This is a genomic window from Vannielia sp. SX4 (assembly GCF_052828525.1).
This window is the reverse complement of sequence record NZ_CM128247.1, coordinates 1088792-1104124: the sequence shown is the minus strand read 5'-3', so window position 1 is coordinate 1104124 and position 15333 is coordinate 1088792. Positions and strand designations below refer to the sequence as shown.

Annotated in this window: 17 protein-coding genes and 1 riboswitch; of the genes, 5 read left to right on the top strand and 12 right to left on the bottom strand. The window is 67.0% G+C overall.

The features are described from left to right. Window positions 1-4 precede the first annotated feature (4 nt). The 3 genes from gcvP to gcvT all read right to left on the bottom strand — a co-directional run bounded on the left by gcvP (window position 5) and on the right by gcvT (window position 4429). The gene (gcvP, locus tag ACUXVX_RS05520; protein ID WP_446310720.1) at window positions 5-2839 is read right to left on the bottom strand and encodes an aminomethyl-transferring glycine dehydrogenase; all 2835 of its coding nucleotides are present in this window, start codon (window positions 2837-2839) and stop codon (window positions 5-7) included. A gap of 109 nt (window positions 2840-2948) precedes the next feature. Further along, window positions 2949-3308 (bottom strand): glycine cleavage system protein GcvH, encoded by a 360-nt coding sequence (gene gcvH / locus ACUXVX_RS05515; protein WP_222470494.1) that lies wholly within the window; start codon window positions 3306-3308, stop codon window positions 2949-2951. Window positions 3309-3325: 17 nt separating this feature from the next. After that, window positions 3326-4429 carry a glycine cleavage system aminomethyltransferase GcvT gene (gcvT, locus tag ACUXVX_RS05510; RefSeq protein ID WP_446310719.1) on the bottom strand — a complete coding sequence of 368 codons (1104 nt, stop codon included), beginning with the start codon at window positions 4427-4429 and terminating at the stop codon, window positions 3326-3328. A 121-nt stretch (window positions 4430-4550) separates the two neighbouring features. Then, window positions 4551-4641, bottom strand: a riboswitch (glycine riboswitch). A 62-nt stretch (window positions 4642-4703) separates the two neighbouring features. Between gcvT and ACUXVX_RS05505 the strand changes: the two genes are divergently transcribed. Next, complete coding sequence (locus tag ACUXVX_RS05505; RefSeq protein WP_222470496.1) at window positions 4704-5276, top strand: gamma-glutamylcyclotransferase family protein; 573 nt, start codon at window positions 4704-4706, stop codon at window positions 5274-5276. Here ACUXVX_RS05505 and ACUXVX_RS05500 read toward each other — a convergent pair. The 4 genes from ACUXVX_RS05500 to ACUXVX_RS05485 all read right to left on the bottom strand — a co-directional run bounded on the left by ACUXVX_RS05500 (window position 5266) and on the right by ACUXVX_RS05485 (window position 8478). Continuing rightward, window positions 5266-5709, bottom strand: coding sequence for a pyridoxamine 5'-phosphate oxidase family protein (locus ACUXVX_RS05500; protein WP_446310718.1), 444 nt, complete (start codon window positions 5707-5709; stop codon window positions 5266-5268). The two genes, ACUXVX_RS05505 and ACUXVX_RS05500, sit on opposite strands and share 11 nt — an antisense overlap. 254 nt (window positions 5710-5963) lie before the next feature. After that, window positions 5964-7283: a glutamate--tRNA ligase gene (gene gltX / locus ACUXVX_RS05495; RefSeq protein WP_446310717.1), complete on the bottom strand. Its 1320-nt coding sequence runs from the start codon at window positions 7281-7283 to the stop codon at window positions 5964-5966. A gap of 74 nt (window positions 7284-7357) precedes the next feature. After that, on the bottom strand, window positions 7358-7780 hold the full coding sequence (locus ACUXVX_RS05490) for a DUF1801 domain-containing protein (protein WP_446310716.1): 423 nt from the start codon (window positions 7778-7780) through the stop codon (window positions 7358-7360). Between the two features lie 317 nt (window positions 7781-8097). Then, window positions 8098-8478: a VOC family protein gene (locus tag ACUXVX_RS05485; protein WP_446310715.1), complete on the bottom strand. Its 381-nt coding sequence runs from the start codon at window positions 8476-8478 to the stop codon at window positions 8098-8100. A 73-nt stretch (window positions 8479-8551) separates the two neighbouring features. Here ACUXVX_RS05485 and soxR point away from each other — a divergent pair, with 73 nt between their 5' ends. Next, a complete protein-coding gene (gene soxR, locus ACUXVX_RS05480) occupies window positions 8552-9046 on the top strand; it encodes a redox-sensitive transcriptional activator SoxR (protein ID WP_222470501.1) in 495 nt (164 codons plus the stop codon). Window positions 9047-9163: 117 nt separating this feature from the next. After that, window positions 9164-9607: a MaoC family dehydratase gene (locus ACUXVX_RS05475; RefSeq protein WP_222471077.1), complete on the top strand. Its 444-nt coding sequence runs from the start codon at window positions 9164-9166 to the stop codon at window positions 9605-9607. Between the two features lie 26 nt (window positions 9608-9633). Here ACUXVX_RS05475 and ACUXVX_RS05470 read toward each other — a convergent pair whose 3' ends face one another. After that, a complete protein-coding gene (locus tag ACUXVX_RS05470; protein WP_222495585.1) occupies window positions 9634-10404 on the bottom strand; it encodes a sulfite exporter TauE/SafE family protein in 771 nt (256 codons plus the stop codon). A 146-nt stretch (window positions 10405-10550) separates the two neighbouring features. On the opposite strand from ACUXVX_RS05470, the gene ACUXVX_RS05465 reads away from it, so the two are divergent. Further along, complete coding sequence (locus ACUXVX_RS05465; protein ID WP_446310714.1) at window positions 10551-12227, top strand: acyl-CoA dehydrogenase family protein; 1677 nt, start codon at window positions 10551-10553, stop codon at window positions 12225-12227. 9 nt (window positions 12228-12236) lie between these two features. Here the strand turns inward: ACUXVX_RS05465 and ACUXVX_RS05460 are convergent, their stop codons facing one another. Then, a complete protein-coding gene (locus ACUXVX_RS05460) occupies window positions 12237-12815 on the bottom strand; it encodes a hypothetical protein (RefSeq protein WP_446310713.1) in 579 nt (192 codons plus the stop codon). Between the two features lie 77 nt (window positions 12816-12892). On the opposite strand from ACUXVX_RS05460, the gene ACUXVX_RS05455 reads away from it, so the two are divergent. Beyond that, window positions 12893-13285 carry an META domain-containing protein gene (locus ACUXVX_RS05455; RefSeq protein WP_446310712.1) on the top strand — a complete coding sequence of 131 codons (393 nt, stop codon included), beginning with the start codon at window positions 12893-12895 and terminating at the stop codon, window positions 13283-13285. Here the strand turns inward: ACUXVX_RS05455 and recO are convergent. From recO to era, 3 genes are read right to left on the bottom strand one after another with little or no spacing between them, the layout of a single operon-like run. Then, the gene (gene recO / locus ACUXVX_RS05450) at window positions 13282-14007 is read right to left on the bottom strand and encodes a DNA repair protein RecO (protein WP_222495588.1); all 726 of its coding nucleotides are present in this window, start codon (window positions 14005-14007) and stop codon (window positions 13282-13284) included. The two genes, ACUXVX_RS05455 and recO, sit on opposite strands and share 4 nt — an antisense overlap. Beyond that, a complete protein-coding gene (locus ACUXVX_RS05445; RefSeq protein ID WP_222495589.1) occupies window positions 14007-14333 on the bottom strand; it encodes a DUF1491 family protein in 327 nt (108 codons plus the stop codon). The genes recO and ACUXVX_RS05445 overlap by 1 nt, the downstream gene beginning before the upstream one ends. Further along, window positions 14330-15241, bottom strand: a complete 912-nt coding sequence (gene era / locus ACUXVX_RS05440) for a GTPase Era (protein WP_446310711.1) — start codon at window positions 15239-15241, stop codon at window positions 14330-14332. The genes ACUXVX_RS05445 and era overlap by 4 nt, the downstream gene beginning before the upstream one ends. Window positions 15242-15333 lie beyond the last annotated feature (92 nt).

The window sequence follows — 15333 nt, the reverse complement described above, 5'->3', positions numbered from 1 at the left end:
CACCCTACTCGGCGGCTTCGGCGTAGCTTTCGACCGGCGGGCAGGTGCAGATCAGGTTGCGGTCGCCGGCCACGTTGTCGACCCGGCCCACGGGGGGCCAGTATTTGTCGACCCGGAAGCTGCCCGGAGGGAAACAGCCCTGCTCGCGCGGATAGGGGCGCTCCCACTCGGCGACGAGGTCGTTCACCGTGTGGGGGGCATGCTTGAGCGGGTTGTCATCGGCAGGCATGTCGCCCGCCTCGACCGCCGCGATCTCGTCACGGATGGCGAGCATGGCGGTGATGAAGCGGTCGAGCTCGGCCTTGGTTTCGGACTCGGTGGGCTCCACCATCAGCGTGCCCGCGACGGGCCAGCTCATGGTGGGGGCATGGAAGCCGCAATCCATAAGGCGCTTGGCGATGTCGTCGACGGTGACGCCAGCTTCGGCGAAGGGGCGGGTGTCGAGGATGCACTCATGGGCGACGCGATTGTTGCGGCCTTTGAAGAGCACATCGTAGGCACCGTTGAGGCGGGCGGCGATGTAGTTGGCCGAGAGGATCGCGACCTTGGTGGCCTGCGTCAGCCCCGCGCCGCCCATCAGCAGGCAGTAGGCGTAGCTGATGGGGAGGATCGAGGCGGAGCCGAAGGGGGCGGCGGAGACCGGGCCGGTCTGACCGCCGGTTTCGGGGTGGCCGGGGAGGTAGGGCGCGAGGTGCGATTTGACGCCGATGGGGCCCATGCCGGGGCCGCCGCCGCCGTGGGGGATGCAGAAGGTCTTGTGCAGGTTCAGGTGCGACACGTCCGAGCCGATCTCACCGGGCTTCACGAGGCCGACCATCGCGTTGAGGTTGGCGCCGTCGAGATAGACCTGCCCGCCGTGCTTGTGGGTGATGTCGCAGACCTCGCGCACGGTGTCCTCGAAGACGCCGTGGGTGGAGGGATAGGTGATCATCACCGCGGCGAGCTTGTCACCGGCGGCCTCGGCCTTGGAGGTGAAATCTTCGAGGTCGATGTCGCCGTTCTCGGCGGATTTGACGACCACCACTTTCATTCCGGCCATCTGGGCCGAGGCGGGGTTGGTGCCGTGGGCGGAGGTGGGGATGAGGCAGATATCGCGGTCTTCGCCATTGGCCTCGTGGTAGGCGGCGATGGTCAGGAGCCCCGCGTATTCGCCCTGGGCGCCGGAGTTGGGCTGGAGTGACATCGCGTCGTAGCCGGTGATCTGGCAGAGGCGGCCCGAGAGCGACTCCAGCATCTCGGTGTAGCCTGCGGCCTGTTCCTTGGGAGCGAAGGGATGCATGGCGGCGAAGGCGGGCCAGCTGATCGGATCCATCTCGACCGCCGCATTGAGCTTCATGGTGCAGGAACCGAGCGGGATCATGGCGCGGTCGAGCGCGAGGTCACGGTCAGCGAGGCGGCGCATGTAGCGCATCATCTCGGCCTCGGCCCGGTTCATCTGGAAGATCGGGTGGGTGAGGTAATCGGAGGTGCGCAGCAGCTCTTCGGGCAGCGCGGGGGTGCCGCCCTTGGCGGTTTCGCTGATGCCGAAGGCGCGCCAGACGCCCTCGATGATCTCGGGGGTGACGGTTTCATCGGCGCTGATGCCGATGCGGCCCTCGGGGAGCTTGCGCAGGTTGATGCCCTCGGTCTCGGCGGCGCGGAGGATGGCGCCTTGGAGCGGGCCTGCCTCGACGGTGATGGTGTCGAAGGGGTTCTCGGGCCTGACGGTAAAGCCAGCCTCGCGGAGGCCGCTGGCGAGTTCGGCGCAGCCAAGGTGGACGCGCTCAGCGATGGCGCGCAGACCTTTGGGGCCGTGGAAGACGGCATAGAAGCTGGCCATGACGGCGAGCAGGGCCTGTGCGGTGCAGACGTTGGAGGTGGCCTTCTCGCGGCGAATGTGCTGCTCGCGGGTTTGCAGGCTGAGGCGGTAGGCCTTGTTGCCGCGGCTGTCGACCGAGACGCCGACGATCCGGCCGGGCATCTGGCGCTTGAAGCCGTCCTTGCAGGACATGAAGGCAGCGTGGGGGCCGCCGTAGCCCAGCGGCACGCCGAAGCGTTGGGCAGAGCCGACGGCAATGTCGGCGCCCATCTCGCCGGGGGCCTTGAGAAGCGTCAGGGCGAGCAGATCAGTGGCGATGACGGAGACGGCCTTGGCCTCGGTCAGGGCGGCGCATTCGGGCGAGAAGTCGCGCAGGCCGCCGGTGGTGCCGGGGTATTGGAAGAGTGCGCCGAAGACTTCGGCGGGCTTCAGATCATCGGGCGCGCCGACCACCACCTCGATATCGAGCGGTTTGGCGCGGGTCTGCACCACGGCGATGGTTTGGGGGTGGCAATTCTCGTCGACGAAGAAGGTGGTGGCCTTGGACTTGGCGACCCGCTGGGCCATCACCATCGCCTCGGCGGCGGCGGTGCCTTCATCGAGCAGGGAGGCGTTGGCGACCTCAAGCCCGGTGAGGTCTGTCACCATGGTCTGGAAGTTCAGCAGGGCTTCGAGACGGCCCTGGGCGATTTCGGGCTGGTAGGGGGTGTAGGCGGTGTACCACGCCGGGTTTTCGAGGATGTTCCGCTGGATCGCCGGGGGCGTGATGGTGCCGTAGTAGCCCTGCCCGATGAGGTTGGTCATGACCCGGTTCTTGGCGGCGATCTTGCGCATCTTCACCAGCAGGTCGCCCTCGGTCATCGGCGCCCATGGCAGCGGATCGGACTGGCGCAGGCGCTTTGGCACGGTCTGGTCGATCAGCTCGTCGAGGGAAGACACGCCCAGCACCTCCAGCATCTCGGCCATTTCCTCGGGCGAGGGGCCGATGTGGCGCCGGTTGGCGAAGTCGTAGGGATCGTAGGCGGTGGGGGTGAAGGGCATGTGGGCCTCGGCGTTCGGGTCAGGGGGCAGCTCATGGCGCGCGCGGGCGCCCGCTTGGCATCTGCGGTGCGGACCGGGAGGGCCGAAGAGCCGCCCCCGGTCCGGCGCGTCAGGAGATCAGATCCTGATAGGCGTCTTCATCCATGTAGGCGTCATACTCGGCCATGTCGGCGGGCTTGATCTTGAAGAACCAGGCCTCGCCCATCGGGTCTTCGTTCACCAGTGCGGGGTTGTCGGTGAGGGCATCATTGACGGCCACGATCTCGCCGTCGAGCGGGGCGACGATATCGGAGGCGGCCTTGACGCTCTCGATCACCACCACCTCGTCGCCCTTGGCGACCTGGGTTTCGAGCTCGGGGAGTTCGACGAACACCACGTCTCCCAGCTGGGTCGAGGCGTGTTCGGTGATACCGACGACGATGAGGTCATCTTCGGGGCGGAGCCATTCGTGGTCTTCAGTGAATTTCATGGGCGTGGTCCTGTTGGTCAGCGTTTGTAGGTGGAAGGTTGGAAGGGCATGGGCGCGCAGGCAAGGGGCATGCGCTTGCCGCGCAGCTCGGCGGTGATCTGGGTGCCGGGTTCTGCCAGCTCGGTGGGCAGGTAACCCATCGCGACGGGGCGCTGGAGGCTGGGGGCGAAGGCGCCGGAGGTGATAACGCCTGCCGGCTCGGTGGCCTCTTCGGAGGCGAAGAGCTGAACGCCCTCGCGCATCGGTGCGCGGCCTTCCGGCAAGAGGCCGGTGCGCAGGCGCTCGGGGCCGGTCTCCAGCTGGGCCGCGATGATCTCGGCCCCCGGATATCCGCCCGCGCGGGCGCCGCCGGGGCGGCGGGCCTTGGAGAGCGCGAAGGTGAGCGCGGCCTCGACGGGGGTGGTGCCCTCGTCGATGTCATGGCCGTGGAGCGGCAGCCCGGCTTCGAGACGGAGCGAATCACGCGCGCCGAGGCCGATGGGCTCGCAGGCCTCGTGGGAGAGCAGCTTGCGGGCAAAGGCCTCGGCCTGCGAGGCAGGCACGGAGACCTCGAAGCCATCCTCGCCGGTGTAGCCGGAGCGGGAGATCCAGAGATCGCCATAGGAGGTTTCGACCTCGGCCACATCCATGAACCGGGCGGGCACGGCGCCGGTGGCGGCCTCCAGCACAGCCTCGGCGGCGGGGCCTTGCACGGCGAGAAGGGCGCGGTCTTGCAGCGGCTCGATCTCGAGCCCGGCGCGCCGCATGTGGGCGATGTCGGCCTCGGCGTTGGCGGCGTTGACCACCAGCAGCAGGCGGTCGCCGTAGTTGGCCACCATCAGGTCATCGAGGATACCGCCCGCGTCGTTGGTGAAGAGCGCATAGCGCTGGCGGCCGGGCTTGAGGCCGGCGATATCGACCGGCACGAGGGCTTCAAGCGCCTCGGCGGCCCCTGCCCCGCGCAGGATGACCTGCCCCATGTGGCTCACGTCGAAGAGCCCGCAGGCGGCGCGGGTGTGCAGGTGCTCCTTCATCACGCCGGGGGCGAATTGCACCGGCATCTCCCAGCCAGCGAAGGGTACCATCTTGCCGCCCAACTCCTCGTTCAGCGCGTAGAGCGGTGTGCGTTTCAGATCCGTCAATGTTGCCCCCTTCAAGACACAGCCCGGCACGGCGCCCGCCGTGCGTTTCGGTGCCCCCTCTGTCCTTTCGCCTGAGATCGCTATCCCTTCGGCGGGCCTTGCGGCCACTCTCCAGAGTCCTTTTCTCCGTCCGGTCCTTGGGCCTGAGAGTTTACCGGGGCGGTTGCTCCTTCGGCACCGGCGCGAGGCCGGATTCTCCTCGGACGGGGTGGTGCATGGTTAGCGCGGCGCGGGCGGCTGGACAAGATGGCTTGAGACCGACAGGTTGCGCAGCATGAGCGACGCCTATTTTTTCGGCTATGGAAGCCTTGTGAACCGCGCCACGCATATTCACGCGCCGTCTTTCCCCGCACGGCTGCGGGGTTGGCGGCGGGTCTGGAAGAGCACGGTGCTGCGGGATGTGGCCTTTTTGAGCGCGGAGCCGTGGGACGGCTCGGTGCTGGAGGGGCTGGTGGCCCATGTGCCCGGCGGCGACTGGGCGGCGCTGGATGTGCGCGAGCGGGCCTATGGGCGGCACGAGGTTTCGGCGCATTGCGAGCATGAGGCCGGGGAGGTCCGGGTGGAGGTTTATGCCGTTGCGCCCGAGCATATGGCGGCGGATGCGGCCCACCCGGTGTTGCTGAGTTACGTGGATACGGTGGTGCAAGGCTTTGCCGATGTGTTCGGCGAGGCGGGCGCGCTGCGATTCTTCGAGACCACGGCGGGCTGGCCGCCGGTGGTAGTGGATGACCGGGCCGCGCCGATCTACCCGCGGGCAACCGAGGTGAGCGCGCAGGAGCGCGACTTCGTGGATGCGGGGCTGCGCCGGCTCGGGGTGGAGAAGGTCGCGGCCCCGGTCAGGGCGTGACGACGCCGTTCTCTTCGCCATCCCAGTAGTGGATGTGCTCGGCGTCGACCCGGATCAGCAGCAGGCCGGGCGTGTCGATGCCCTGTTTGAACCAGTATTCGAGGTCGGGCACCCAGTGGTCTTGCAGCGCGGCGCGGTCATTGGTGAGCGTGGCGCGGCCCTGAACGTGGACCATGGCGCCCGGCTTGCCGACCAGCCCGAGCACACCGCCTGTGCCCTGAAAGGCGAGGCCGACGCGGGGATCGGCGCGGATGTGGCGGGTCTTTCGGGTGTCGTCGAGGCTGTAGAACCAGCTTTCGCCGCGATAGGCGACATCGCCGTTCGAGCTCATCGGACGGGCGGCGACGCGACCGTCTTCGGCGAGGGTTTCCATCATGCAGAAATCGAATTTCGCCATCAGCTCGGCGACTTCGGGCAGGGTCTTGGTGGCCATGTCGGCGTTCCTCGCGGCGCGGGATGCGCCAGTTGAGGGAGGAACGCGCGACGGGGGTGAAGGTTGCCATGAGGAACGGCGCGCCTTGCAGCGCCGGCCCGCGGGGTGGCGCCCGCAACGGCTGTGAATGGCACTTTATCGTGCCGTGGTAGCTCAAGTATCGTGGTCCGCCCCAACCTCACCAAAGCGCCGCCCCGGGGGGCGGGTCGGCGCTGCACGGCGCCTTCGGCTTGATTCCGTGCAGGCTTCTTTGATCAGCCCGGCTTGCGCGCCAGCAGCGGCATCACATCGGCCATCTCCGGCCCGCGCTCGCGGCCTGTCACCGCCTTGCGGAGCGGCATGAAGAGGCCCTTGCCCTTGCGGCCGGTGGCCTCTTTCACGGCGGAGGTCCACTCGCTCCAGGTCGCGTCGGTGTAGGGCGGCTCGCCGAGCATGGCGAAGGCCTCGCGCACGAAATCGGCGTCTTCCTCGGCGATGAGCGGGGTCGCGCCCTCGGAGAAGAGTTTCCACCAATCCTGAAGATCGGCCTTCACGGTGATGTTCTCGCGGGCCACGGCCCAGAAGCGCTCGGCCTGATCGGCTGGCACGCCCAGTGCCTCGATCTCGCCCGCCACGGCAGAGAGCGGCTGGGCGGCGAGGTGGCGGTGGGTGAGCGGGAAGAGATCTTCCACGTCGAACTTGGTGGGGGCGGAGCCGAACTTGGTGAGGTCGAAGCCTTCGATCAGCTCGTCATGGCTGGCGCGCAGCTCGACCGGGTCGGCGGAGCCGAGGCGGGCCATGAGCGAGAGCAGCGCCATCGGCTCGACACCACGCTCGCGCAGGTCGCGCAGGGCCAGCGTGCCGAGCCGCTTGGAGAGCGCCTCGCCCTGCGGGCCGGTGAGCAGCGAGTGGTGGGCGAAGCTCGGCACGGTGCCGCCGAGCGCCTCGATGATCTGGATCTGGGTCGCTGTGTTGGTCACGTGGTCGGAACCGCGCACCACGTTGGTGATGCCCATCTCGGTATCGTCGACCACGGAAGCCAGCGTGTAGAGCACCTGCCCGTCGCCGCGGATGAGGACGGGGTCGGACACCGAAGCGGCGTCGATGGAAATTTCGCCAAGGATGCCATCGGTCCACTCGATGCGCGCGTGGTCGAGCTTGAAGCGCCAGTGGCCGGTGCGGCCCTCGTCACGGTAGGCCTGCTTTTGCGCCTCGGTCAGCTCCAGCGCGGCGCGGTCATAGACCGGCGGCTTGCCCATGTTCAGCTGCTTCTTGCGCTTGAGGTCCAGCTCAGTGGGGGTCTCGAAGCACTCGTAGAAGCGGCCGATCTCGCGGAGCTTGTCGGCGGCGGCTTCGTAGCGGTCCAGCCGGGAAGATTGGGTTTCGACCCGGTCCCACGTGAGGCCCAGCCACTCGAGATCTTGCTGGATGGCATCGGCGAACTCAGGCTTGGAGCGCTCCGGGTCGGTATCATCCAGACGGAGGATGAAGGTGCCGCCGGACTTGCGGGCGATCAGCCAGTTGAACAGCGCGGTGCGCAGGTTGCCGACATGCAGGTAGCCTGTGGGGGACGGGGCAAAACGGGTGGTGGTCATGAGCGTGTCCTTGCGGGTCAGGCCGCGATTTACACGGGGCGCGGGCGCGGGGCAAGTTCAGCGGCGGCGCGGCGTCAGGCAGAGACGGGCCAGCGGGTGGCGAGATCGTCCAGCCCGGCGCGGATCAGCTCGGCCAGAACCGCCTCGTCGATCTTGCCGAGGGGGCCGAGGTAAAGGCAGGACTTGCCGATCTTGTGCGGCCCGAGGCGGGCGAGGATGTGCGAAAAGTCAGTGTAGCCCGGCATGATGTAGACGACCATGTTGGCCTTGCGGGGCGAAAAGCCGGTGGCGAGCCAGTCGCCGGTGCGGCCCGAGGCGTAAGTGTAGTGATACTGGCCAAAGCCCACGATGGTGGGCCCCCACATGCGCGGGGCGTAGCCGCTGGTTTGACCGAAGAGGTCGAGCAGGCGCAAGGCATCCTCACGGCGTCCGGGGTGGGCCACGGCCTCGCAGAAGGCGTGCGGGTCGGCATCGGTGGGCTGGGTGGCATTGGCCATGAGGAGAGGATGGCGGAGGGAGGCGTGCTGCGTCAACGGGGGGCTTGGCTTGTGGGCGCGGTGGTGGGCTGCACCTGCTCTGCGGGTGCACGCAGGCCCCACAGCGCGGGGGCCTTTTGTAGGGTGGGTTCTGCCGACCGTTCGGGGCCCGTGCCTTGGGGAGCGCGTGATGCGGTGTGCACGGCGGTGGGTTTCACCCACCCTACTTGAGGGGGCGCGGGAGGAGGGAAACCCCGCGCCGCTGCGGCTCGAATGGACCTCGGGGGAAAGGCGCGAACCGTTGCAGCCTGTCTAGGCGCGGAGCGTAAAGATTCGGTTCACGCGTAAGAGATCACCTCGTATTCCACCCCGTCCCAATCCTCGAAGTAGAACCGGCGGCCCGGCTCGTAATCGGCGTGCGAGCGGGGCTTGAGGCCGGAGTCCTTGACCCGCTGTTCCACCGCGTCGAGATCGTCGACCACCACGCCCACGTGGTTGAGCCCGCCGGTGACGTGGTAGGTGGATTGCTTGGCCGCCTCCTGATCGTGGTGGCGGTAAAGCGCGAGGTAGCTTTCGGCCCCGCCGACATGGGCGGTTTCGCCGCCATAGATCGAACTGCCGCGCCAGCGGAGCTTCCAATCGAAGAGATCATCGAGCAGCGCAATGGCGCGGTCGAGATCTGAAACGGTGACGTTGACGTGTTCGAGTTGGGCAGACATCTGCGAATCTCCTTGAGCTGCGATGGCACCTGTGTAATTGCTAAAGCTAACTTTAGCTCAAGGATTTTCTGACATGGCCGATCGCAGCGCGAAACTCAGGGCGAATGACGTGCTCTCCATCGGGCAATTCGCCGAGCGGGCCGGGCTGGCGGTGAGTGCGCTGCGCTACTACGAGGCGGAGGGGCTGATTGCGCCGATGCGGGCACCTTCGGGCCAAAGGCGGTTTCGGCGGGCCGACATCAGGCGGGTGAGTTTTATCCGCATTGCCCAGCAGTTCGGCTACACCCTGCCCCAGATCAAGGCGCTGATGGCCGGGCTGCCGGAAGGCCGCACGCCTACGGCAAAGGACTGGCGGGAAATCTCGGAGCAGTTCCGCGACACGCTCGACCAGCGCATCCAGACGCTGAAGAAGATGCGCGACGATCTCGATGGCTGCATCGGCTGCGGCTGCCTCAGCCTCGAAAAATGCAGACTCTACAACAAAGAAGACAAGGCGGCGACGCGGGGCGCGGGGCCGCGTTACCTGATGGGCGACCGCTCGGACGAGATCCGCGAGGCGGGTGAGTAACAATCATGCTCGCACGATAGTTGCGACATAAGTGTCATTTGCGGAATTATCTTTCTCCGGCATATTGCCGCAATGCAGCGGTGGCGCTATACCCGCCCCATGACGGAGGAGACCGAGATGCTCGACAACATGCCCCGCGGGACGATCTGCATCGAAGATATCGAGATCGGCATGATCCGCAGCCTGCGCAAGCAGGTGACCGACCGGGATATCGAGATGTTTGCCGAGGTCTCCACCGACCGGAACCCGGTGCATCTGGATGACGCCTATGCGCAGGACACCATCTTTGAAGGGCGCATTGCCCACGGGATGCTGACCGCCGGGCTGATTTCGGCGGTGATCGGGGAGCAACTGCCCGGCCACGGCACGGTTTACCTTGGGCAGACGCTCAAGTTCATGGCCCCGGTGCGCCCCGGCGACATGGTGCTGGCCGAGGTGGAGGTGCTGGAAATCGACCACCGCAAACGCCGGGTGCAGCTGGATACCCGCTGTCTGGTGGACGGGAAGGTTGTGCTGAAGGGCGAGGCGACGGTGCTGGCGCCTTCGGCTAAGTTCGACTGAGCGGAGGTTCCCACGGCCTGCGGCCCTCAGCCGATCAGGCCCCGGCGGATCAGGTTGAGGCCGGCGATGAGCAGCACAGCGAGGGTGGCCTTGCGGAAGGTGGCCTGATCGATCCGGTCCTGAATCTGGAAGCCGATCCACATGCCCGCCAGCGCAGGCAGCAGCAACAGCGCAGAGAACCAGACGGTCTCGCTGTTCATCACGCCGCTCTTGAGGTGGCCTGCCAACAGCATGATCGAGCCGAGGCCGTAGATCACCCCCTGCACCACGATCTGCCGGGCCTTGGGCGTTTCGATCGCCACGAGATAGAGCACCGTGGTTGGCCCCCAAGTGCCCGCCAGCCCGCCGAGCAGGCCCGAGAGGATGCCCGCCACCACAGAAGCCACCGGGCGGCGGGCTTCGGGGATCACCAGCTTCAACCCGAGGAGCTGGATTGCGCAGAGCAGGGTCACCGGGATGCCGAGCACCAGATACATCACCCCGGTCGAGATCACCGTGACGAGTTGGGCAGACAGCAGGATCAGGACGCAGACGATAAGGATATAGACCTTGTAGTCGCGCAGCGCAGCCTTGGCCTCGGCCCAACCGCAGCGGGCGACCTGCAGCAGGTTGGTGAGCACGATGGGCAGGATGATGCCCGCAATGACCAGCTTTGGATCGAGCAGGATGCCCATGCCGGAGATCATGATCAGCGGCATGGCAAAGCCCACTGCCCCCTTCACCACGCCCGCCAGCAGGGTCACGCCCAGCGCAAAGGCGATGAGGCCGGGGGTCAGAAGATCGGGCAGAAAGCTCATACTGCCTCATATCGCGCCGCTCCTGCTGCCGCAGCAGGAATCGACCGCGACATTTTTATGCACCAAAGTCTATTCTCGCGAAATTAAGTTGCGCTGCACCTGCGAAGGGATTATGTCAACCGGGCACGACAATGAGGACCGAATCCATGCCCCATGACGGACAGGACATGACCGCCCAAGCCATCATTCTCCCCGATCTGCTGAGCCTCACAGGTGCCGCCGTGGCCCCTACGGAGGCGCTGTTGGAGGCGGCGAAAGCCGGGTTGAAGGCCGATCTGGCGGTAGAGGGCCGGGTCTCTGGCGGGGCGGTGGACGCCAACCAGACCGCCACCCACGGGCTGGCATGGTTTGCCACTTACGTGCAGGCGCTCAAGCAGATGCAGGCCTGGGCCGAGAAGCTGGAGGGCGAAGGCAAGTTTGGCGAGGTGGAGAAGCTGCTGCACCAGATCGCCTTTGGCGAATACCTCGCGCAGCTGGCCGGCGGCATCCCGATGAGCCAGGGCGAGATCGTACGGCCCGCAGACCTTGGGTTGGAGAGCACCGATGCGCTGATGACCGATGCCGTGCGCCAGTTGATCGCGCGGGGCAACAGCCAGGCGGCGCGGATGCGGCTGGTGGAGCTGATGCAGGAGCGCTCGGCCGAGATTACCGTGGGTGCCAGCGGGTTGGATGACGAACTGGAGATGATCCGCGAGCAGTTCCGCCGGTTCTCGGTGGACCGGGTCGAGCCCCACGCCCATGAGTGGCACCTGAAGGACGAGCTGATCCCGATGGAGGTGATCGAGGAGCTGGCGGAGATGGGGGTCTTTGGCCTGACCATCCCCGAAAACCTCGGCGGCCTTGGCCTGTCCAAAGCCTCGATGGTGGTGGTCTCCGAAGAGCTTTCACGCGGGTACATCGGTGTGGGCAGCCTTGGCACCCGCTCCGAGATCGCCGCCGAGCTGATACTTTGCGGCGGCACAGATGAGCAGAAGGAAAGCTGGCTGCCCCGGATCGCCAGCGGTGAGATTCTGCCCACCGCCGTCTTTACCGAGCCGAACACCGGCTCCGACCTCGGCGCCCTGCGCACCCGCGCGGTGAAGGAGGGCGATACCTACAAGGTGACCGGAAACAAGACGTGGATCACCCATGCCGCCCGGACCCATGTGATGACCCTGCTGGCGCGGACCGACCCCTCGACGAGCGATTACAAGGGCCTGTCGATGTTTCTGGCCGAGAAGACGCCGGGCACCGATGAGGCGCCCTTCCCCACTCCCGGCATGACCGGCGGTGAGATCGAGGTGCTGGGTTACCGGGGCATGAAGGAATACGAGCTGGGCTTCGACGGCTTCGAGGTGAAGGAAGAGAACCTTCTGGGCGGCGAAGAGGGCAAGGGCTTCAAGCAGTTGATGGAGACCTTCGAGAGCGCGCGGATCCAGACGGCGGCGCGTGCGATTGGCGTGGCGCAATCGGCGCTGGATATCGCGATGCGCTACGCGCAGGACCGCAAGCAGTTTGGCAAGAGCCTGATCGAGTTTCCGCGCGTGGCCAGCAAGCTGGCGATGATGGCGGTGGAGATCATGATCGCCCGGCAGCTCACCTACTTTTCCGCTTGGGAGAAGGACCACGGCGTGCGCTGTGACCTCGAGGCCGGGATGGCCAAGCTGCTCGGCGCCCGCGTGGCATGGGCGGCGGCCGACAACGGGCTGCAGATTCACGGCGGTAACGGGTTTGCGCTGGAATACAGCATCAGCCGGGTGCTCTGCGATGCGCGGATCCTGAACATCTTCGAGGGGGCCGCCGAGATTCAGGCGCAGGTGATCGCGCGGCGGCTGCTCGCCTGAGGGCGCGCCCTAGCGGAGCGTCCAGACGACGCGGCAGGCGGTGTCGGCGCTGGGCGTCTGTTGGGCCGCGATGCAATCGGCCATCGCGGCCTGCCCCGCGTCATGGCGGTTTGGGTAGCCCCAGGCGCTGCCCCAATGCCCCCGTTCATCGACGGCCAGCGCACGCCCGCCCTCCCTGCCGCTCCGCAGAATGGCAAGCTCGCGCGCCTGCGGCCCGGAGAGCCCGGCCACCTGCGGCTCGGCGGGGGTAATGGTGGCGACCACCCGGCAATCGGCAGCCCAATCGGCGCAGAGGGCAAGCGCATCGGCCTCGGCCAGCGCGGCATCGGCATAGCCCGAGACGGCGCCAAAGGCCTCCTGCCCGCCCACCGCGAAGGCGCCGTACCAATCCGGCCCGTTGTGGAATTCGTCGTAGGCTTGATGCATCTCCCAGGCCTGCGGATGCGCCCGCGCCAGCTCGGCCTGGCTTGGGCCTGTCACCACGGCACTGGGCACCCCCCCATCATGCCGTGCCAGCCCCGAAACGCCCGAGTAGGACAGGGCAGCAATGGCGACGACGGCCATGAAGAGGCTGGCTCTTTGCAACATGGGCCACAGATTGCCGGTGCAGCATGGCAGCAACGTGGCAGCTTGGCGGCGCGGGACGGGCGACCTATGTGTGAGCCATGAAAACACTCGCGCTCTCCACCCTGCTCGCCCTCCCCCCGATGGTTGCCGCCTGCGCGGATGAGACCCTGACAGGCTATGCCGAGGGCACCTATCAGCTGGAAGAGATCGACGGCGTGGCCTTTCAGTGGGGCGCGACGTTGGAACTGGGCGAGGAAGGCCGGATCTCTGGCCGGGCGCCGTGCAACGGCTATTCGGCAGAGCAGACCGCGCCCTACCCGTGGTTCAAGCCGGGGCCGATCATGGCGACCAAGATGGCCTGCCTGCACATGAACGGCGAGGCGGAGTTCTTCGAGGCTTTGGGCGCAATGACATTGGCCGAGGCCAACGGGCCGGTGCTGATCCTGTCCAACGAAGACGGGCGGGAGATGGTGTTTCGGCGCGAGCCCTAAGGCTTTGCCAGCACCCGAACCAATCGCCCCCGCGCTGCGGGCAGGGGCTTTTCGCCCAGTGACGCGCGAAGCTGATGATCCAGAAAATAGCCGGTGGTCTCGAACCCCTGCGCCAGCTCTCCCGGGCTTTCTGGCGGCTCGCCCATGAGGCAGGGCGGCAGCGGCAGGAGCTTGGGCGCCCACTCCCCTGCCCCCTCGGCGCTGACCGCGCGCCCGGTTTTGGGCGAAACATAGACCAGCCCCTCGGTGGCGCCGGTGGCGGCGCAGCAGGTGAGATCGAGACCGAAGCCCATTTCATCGAGCAGCGCCAGCTCCCAGCGCAGGTAGGCCAGCGGCCAGTGCTCGGAGCCTTCCTCGATGAGGTCCAGCACGGTGAGGCTGCGGGCGTAGAGGCGTGGATAGGCGGCGCGTTCGGGCAGGACGAAGGAGAGGAGCGCGGTGACGGAGCCAAGGCCCGCCAGTGCCCGGCGGTCGCCCAGCACGCCCGCCGCGCGGGCGCGGATTGGCTCGACGGTGAAGGCGCCGAGGTGATCCTCGAGCCGGGCGCGCCACGAGAGGTCAAGCTGGGCGCCGGGTTGCAGGATGGGGGCCATGCGCCGCCCGGTGCCGCCGCGCACCACGCCGGCATGGCGCCCGCGCCCCTCGGTGAAGACCTCGATGATGGCGGCGTTCTCGCCGTGGGGGCGGGATGTGAGCAGCACGCCCTCCTCGCGCCACTCCATCAGCCCAGCCCTTCCTCATCCAGCAGATGGCGGCCGTCGCGGTCTTCGACCTCGATCACCCAGAGGTCGGGATCGAAGCGGCGCTGGTCGCGCAGGGCGGCATCGACCTCGGCCTCCGGCCCTTCGGCCAGCACATCCCACGGGCGGGAGCCGTCCATCGCCATAATGCGCTGGAAGGCCCGTGCGGTGCCGTCGAGCGGGCTTTGCTTGATGAGGATGTTGCCCGCCGTCTCATCGCCCTTGGCGACGACGAAGGCGGGGATGTCGGCCAGCCGCAGGCGGGTGAGGTAGGCCTGCACCCAGAAGCCGCTGGTGAGGCGGGTCAAGCGTTACCGTCCTTGAAATCAAGGCCCATCTCGTCATACCGCTCGCTCTCCTCCAGCCAGTTCGGGCGGACCTTCACTTGCAGGAAGAGGTGGACCTTGTGGCCGAGGAACTCCTCCAGCTCTTCGCGGGCGGCCTTGCCGATGGCCTTGATCGTCTCGCCCCGGTTACCCAGCACGATTCCCTTGTGGCCGTCGCGCATGACATAGACGATCTGGTCGATCTTGGCGGAGCCGTCCTTGCGGTTTTCCCAGGCTTCCGTCTCGACGGTGAGCTGGTAGGGCAGCTCCTGGTGGAGGCGGAGGGTGAGCTTTTCGCGGGTCATTTCGGCGGCGATCATGCGCAGGGGCAGATCGGCGATCTGATCTTCGGGGTAAAGCCACGGGCCCTCGGGCAGCTCGCCAGCCAGCCATTTGCGCAGATCCTCCACGCCATGGCCCTTTTCGGCGGAGATCATGAAGGTCTCGGCAAAAGCGTGAGCCTCGTTCAGCTTGGCGGTCAGCTCCAGCAGCACCTCGGATTTGACCCGGTCGATCTTGTTGATCGCCAGCGCCACCTTTTGCCCCTCGACCGAGCGCTCCTTCAGCGCGTCGAGGATCGCCTGCACGCCCTCGGTCAGCCCGCGATGGGCTTCGACCAGAAGCACGACGATATCGGCATCGGCCGCGCCGCCCCAAGCTGCGGCGACCATCGCCCGGTCGAGCCGGCGGCGGGGGCGGAAGAGACCGGGGGTATCGACGAAGACGATCTGGCTCTCGCCCTCGATCGCCACGCCGCGGATGCGGGCGCGGGTGGTTTGGACCTTGTGGGTGACGATGCTCACCTTGGCGCCGACCATGCGGTTGGTGAGCGTCGATTTGCCCGCGTTGGGCTCTCCGATGAGGGCGACGAAACCGGCGCGTGTGGTCATGGGGCTTGGCCTTGTTGGTTGAACGCGCCGGGAATAGAGGATTTGCGCGGGTTTCGCCAGCAAAAGCCTGCGCGGGCCTTGCGGGCAGAGGC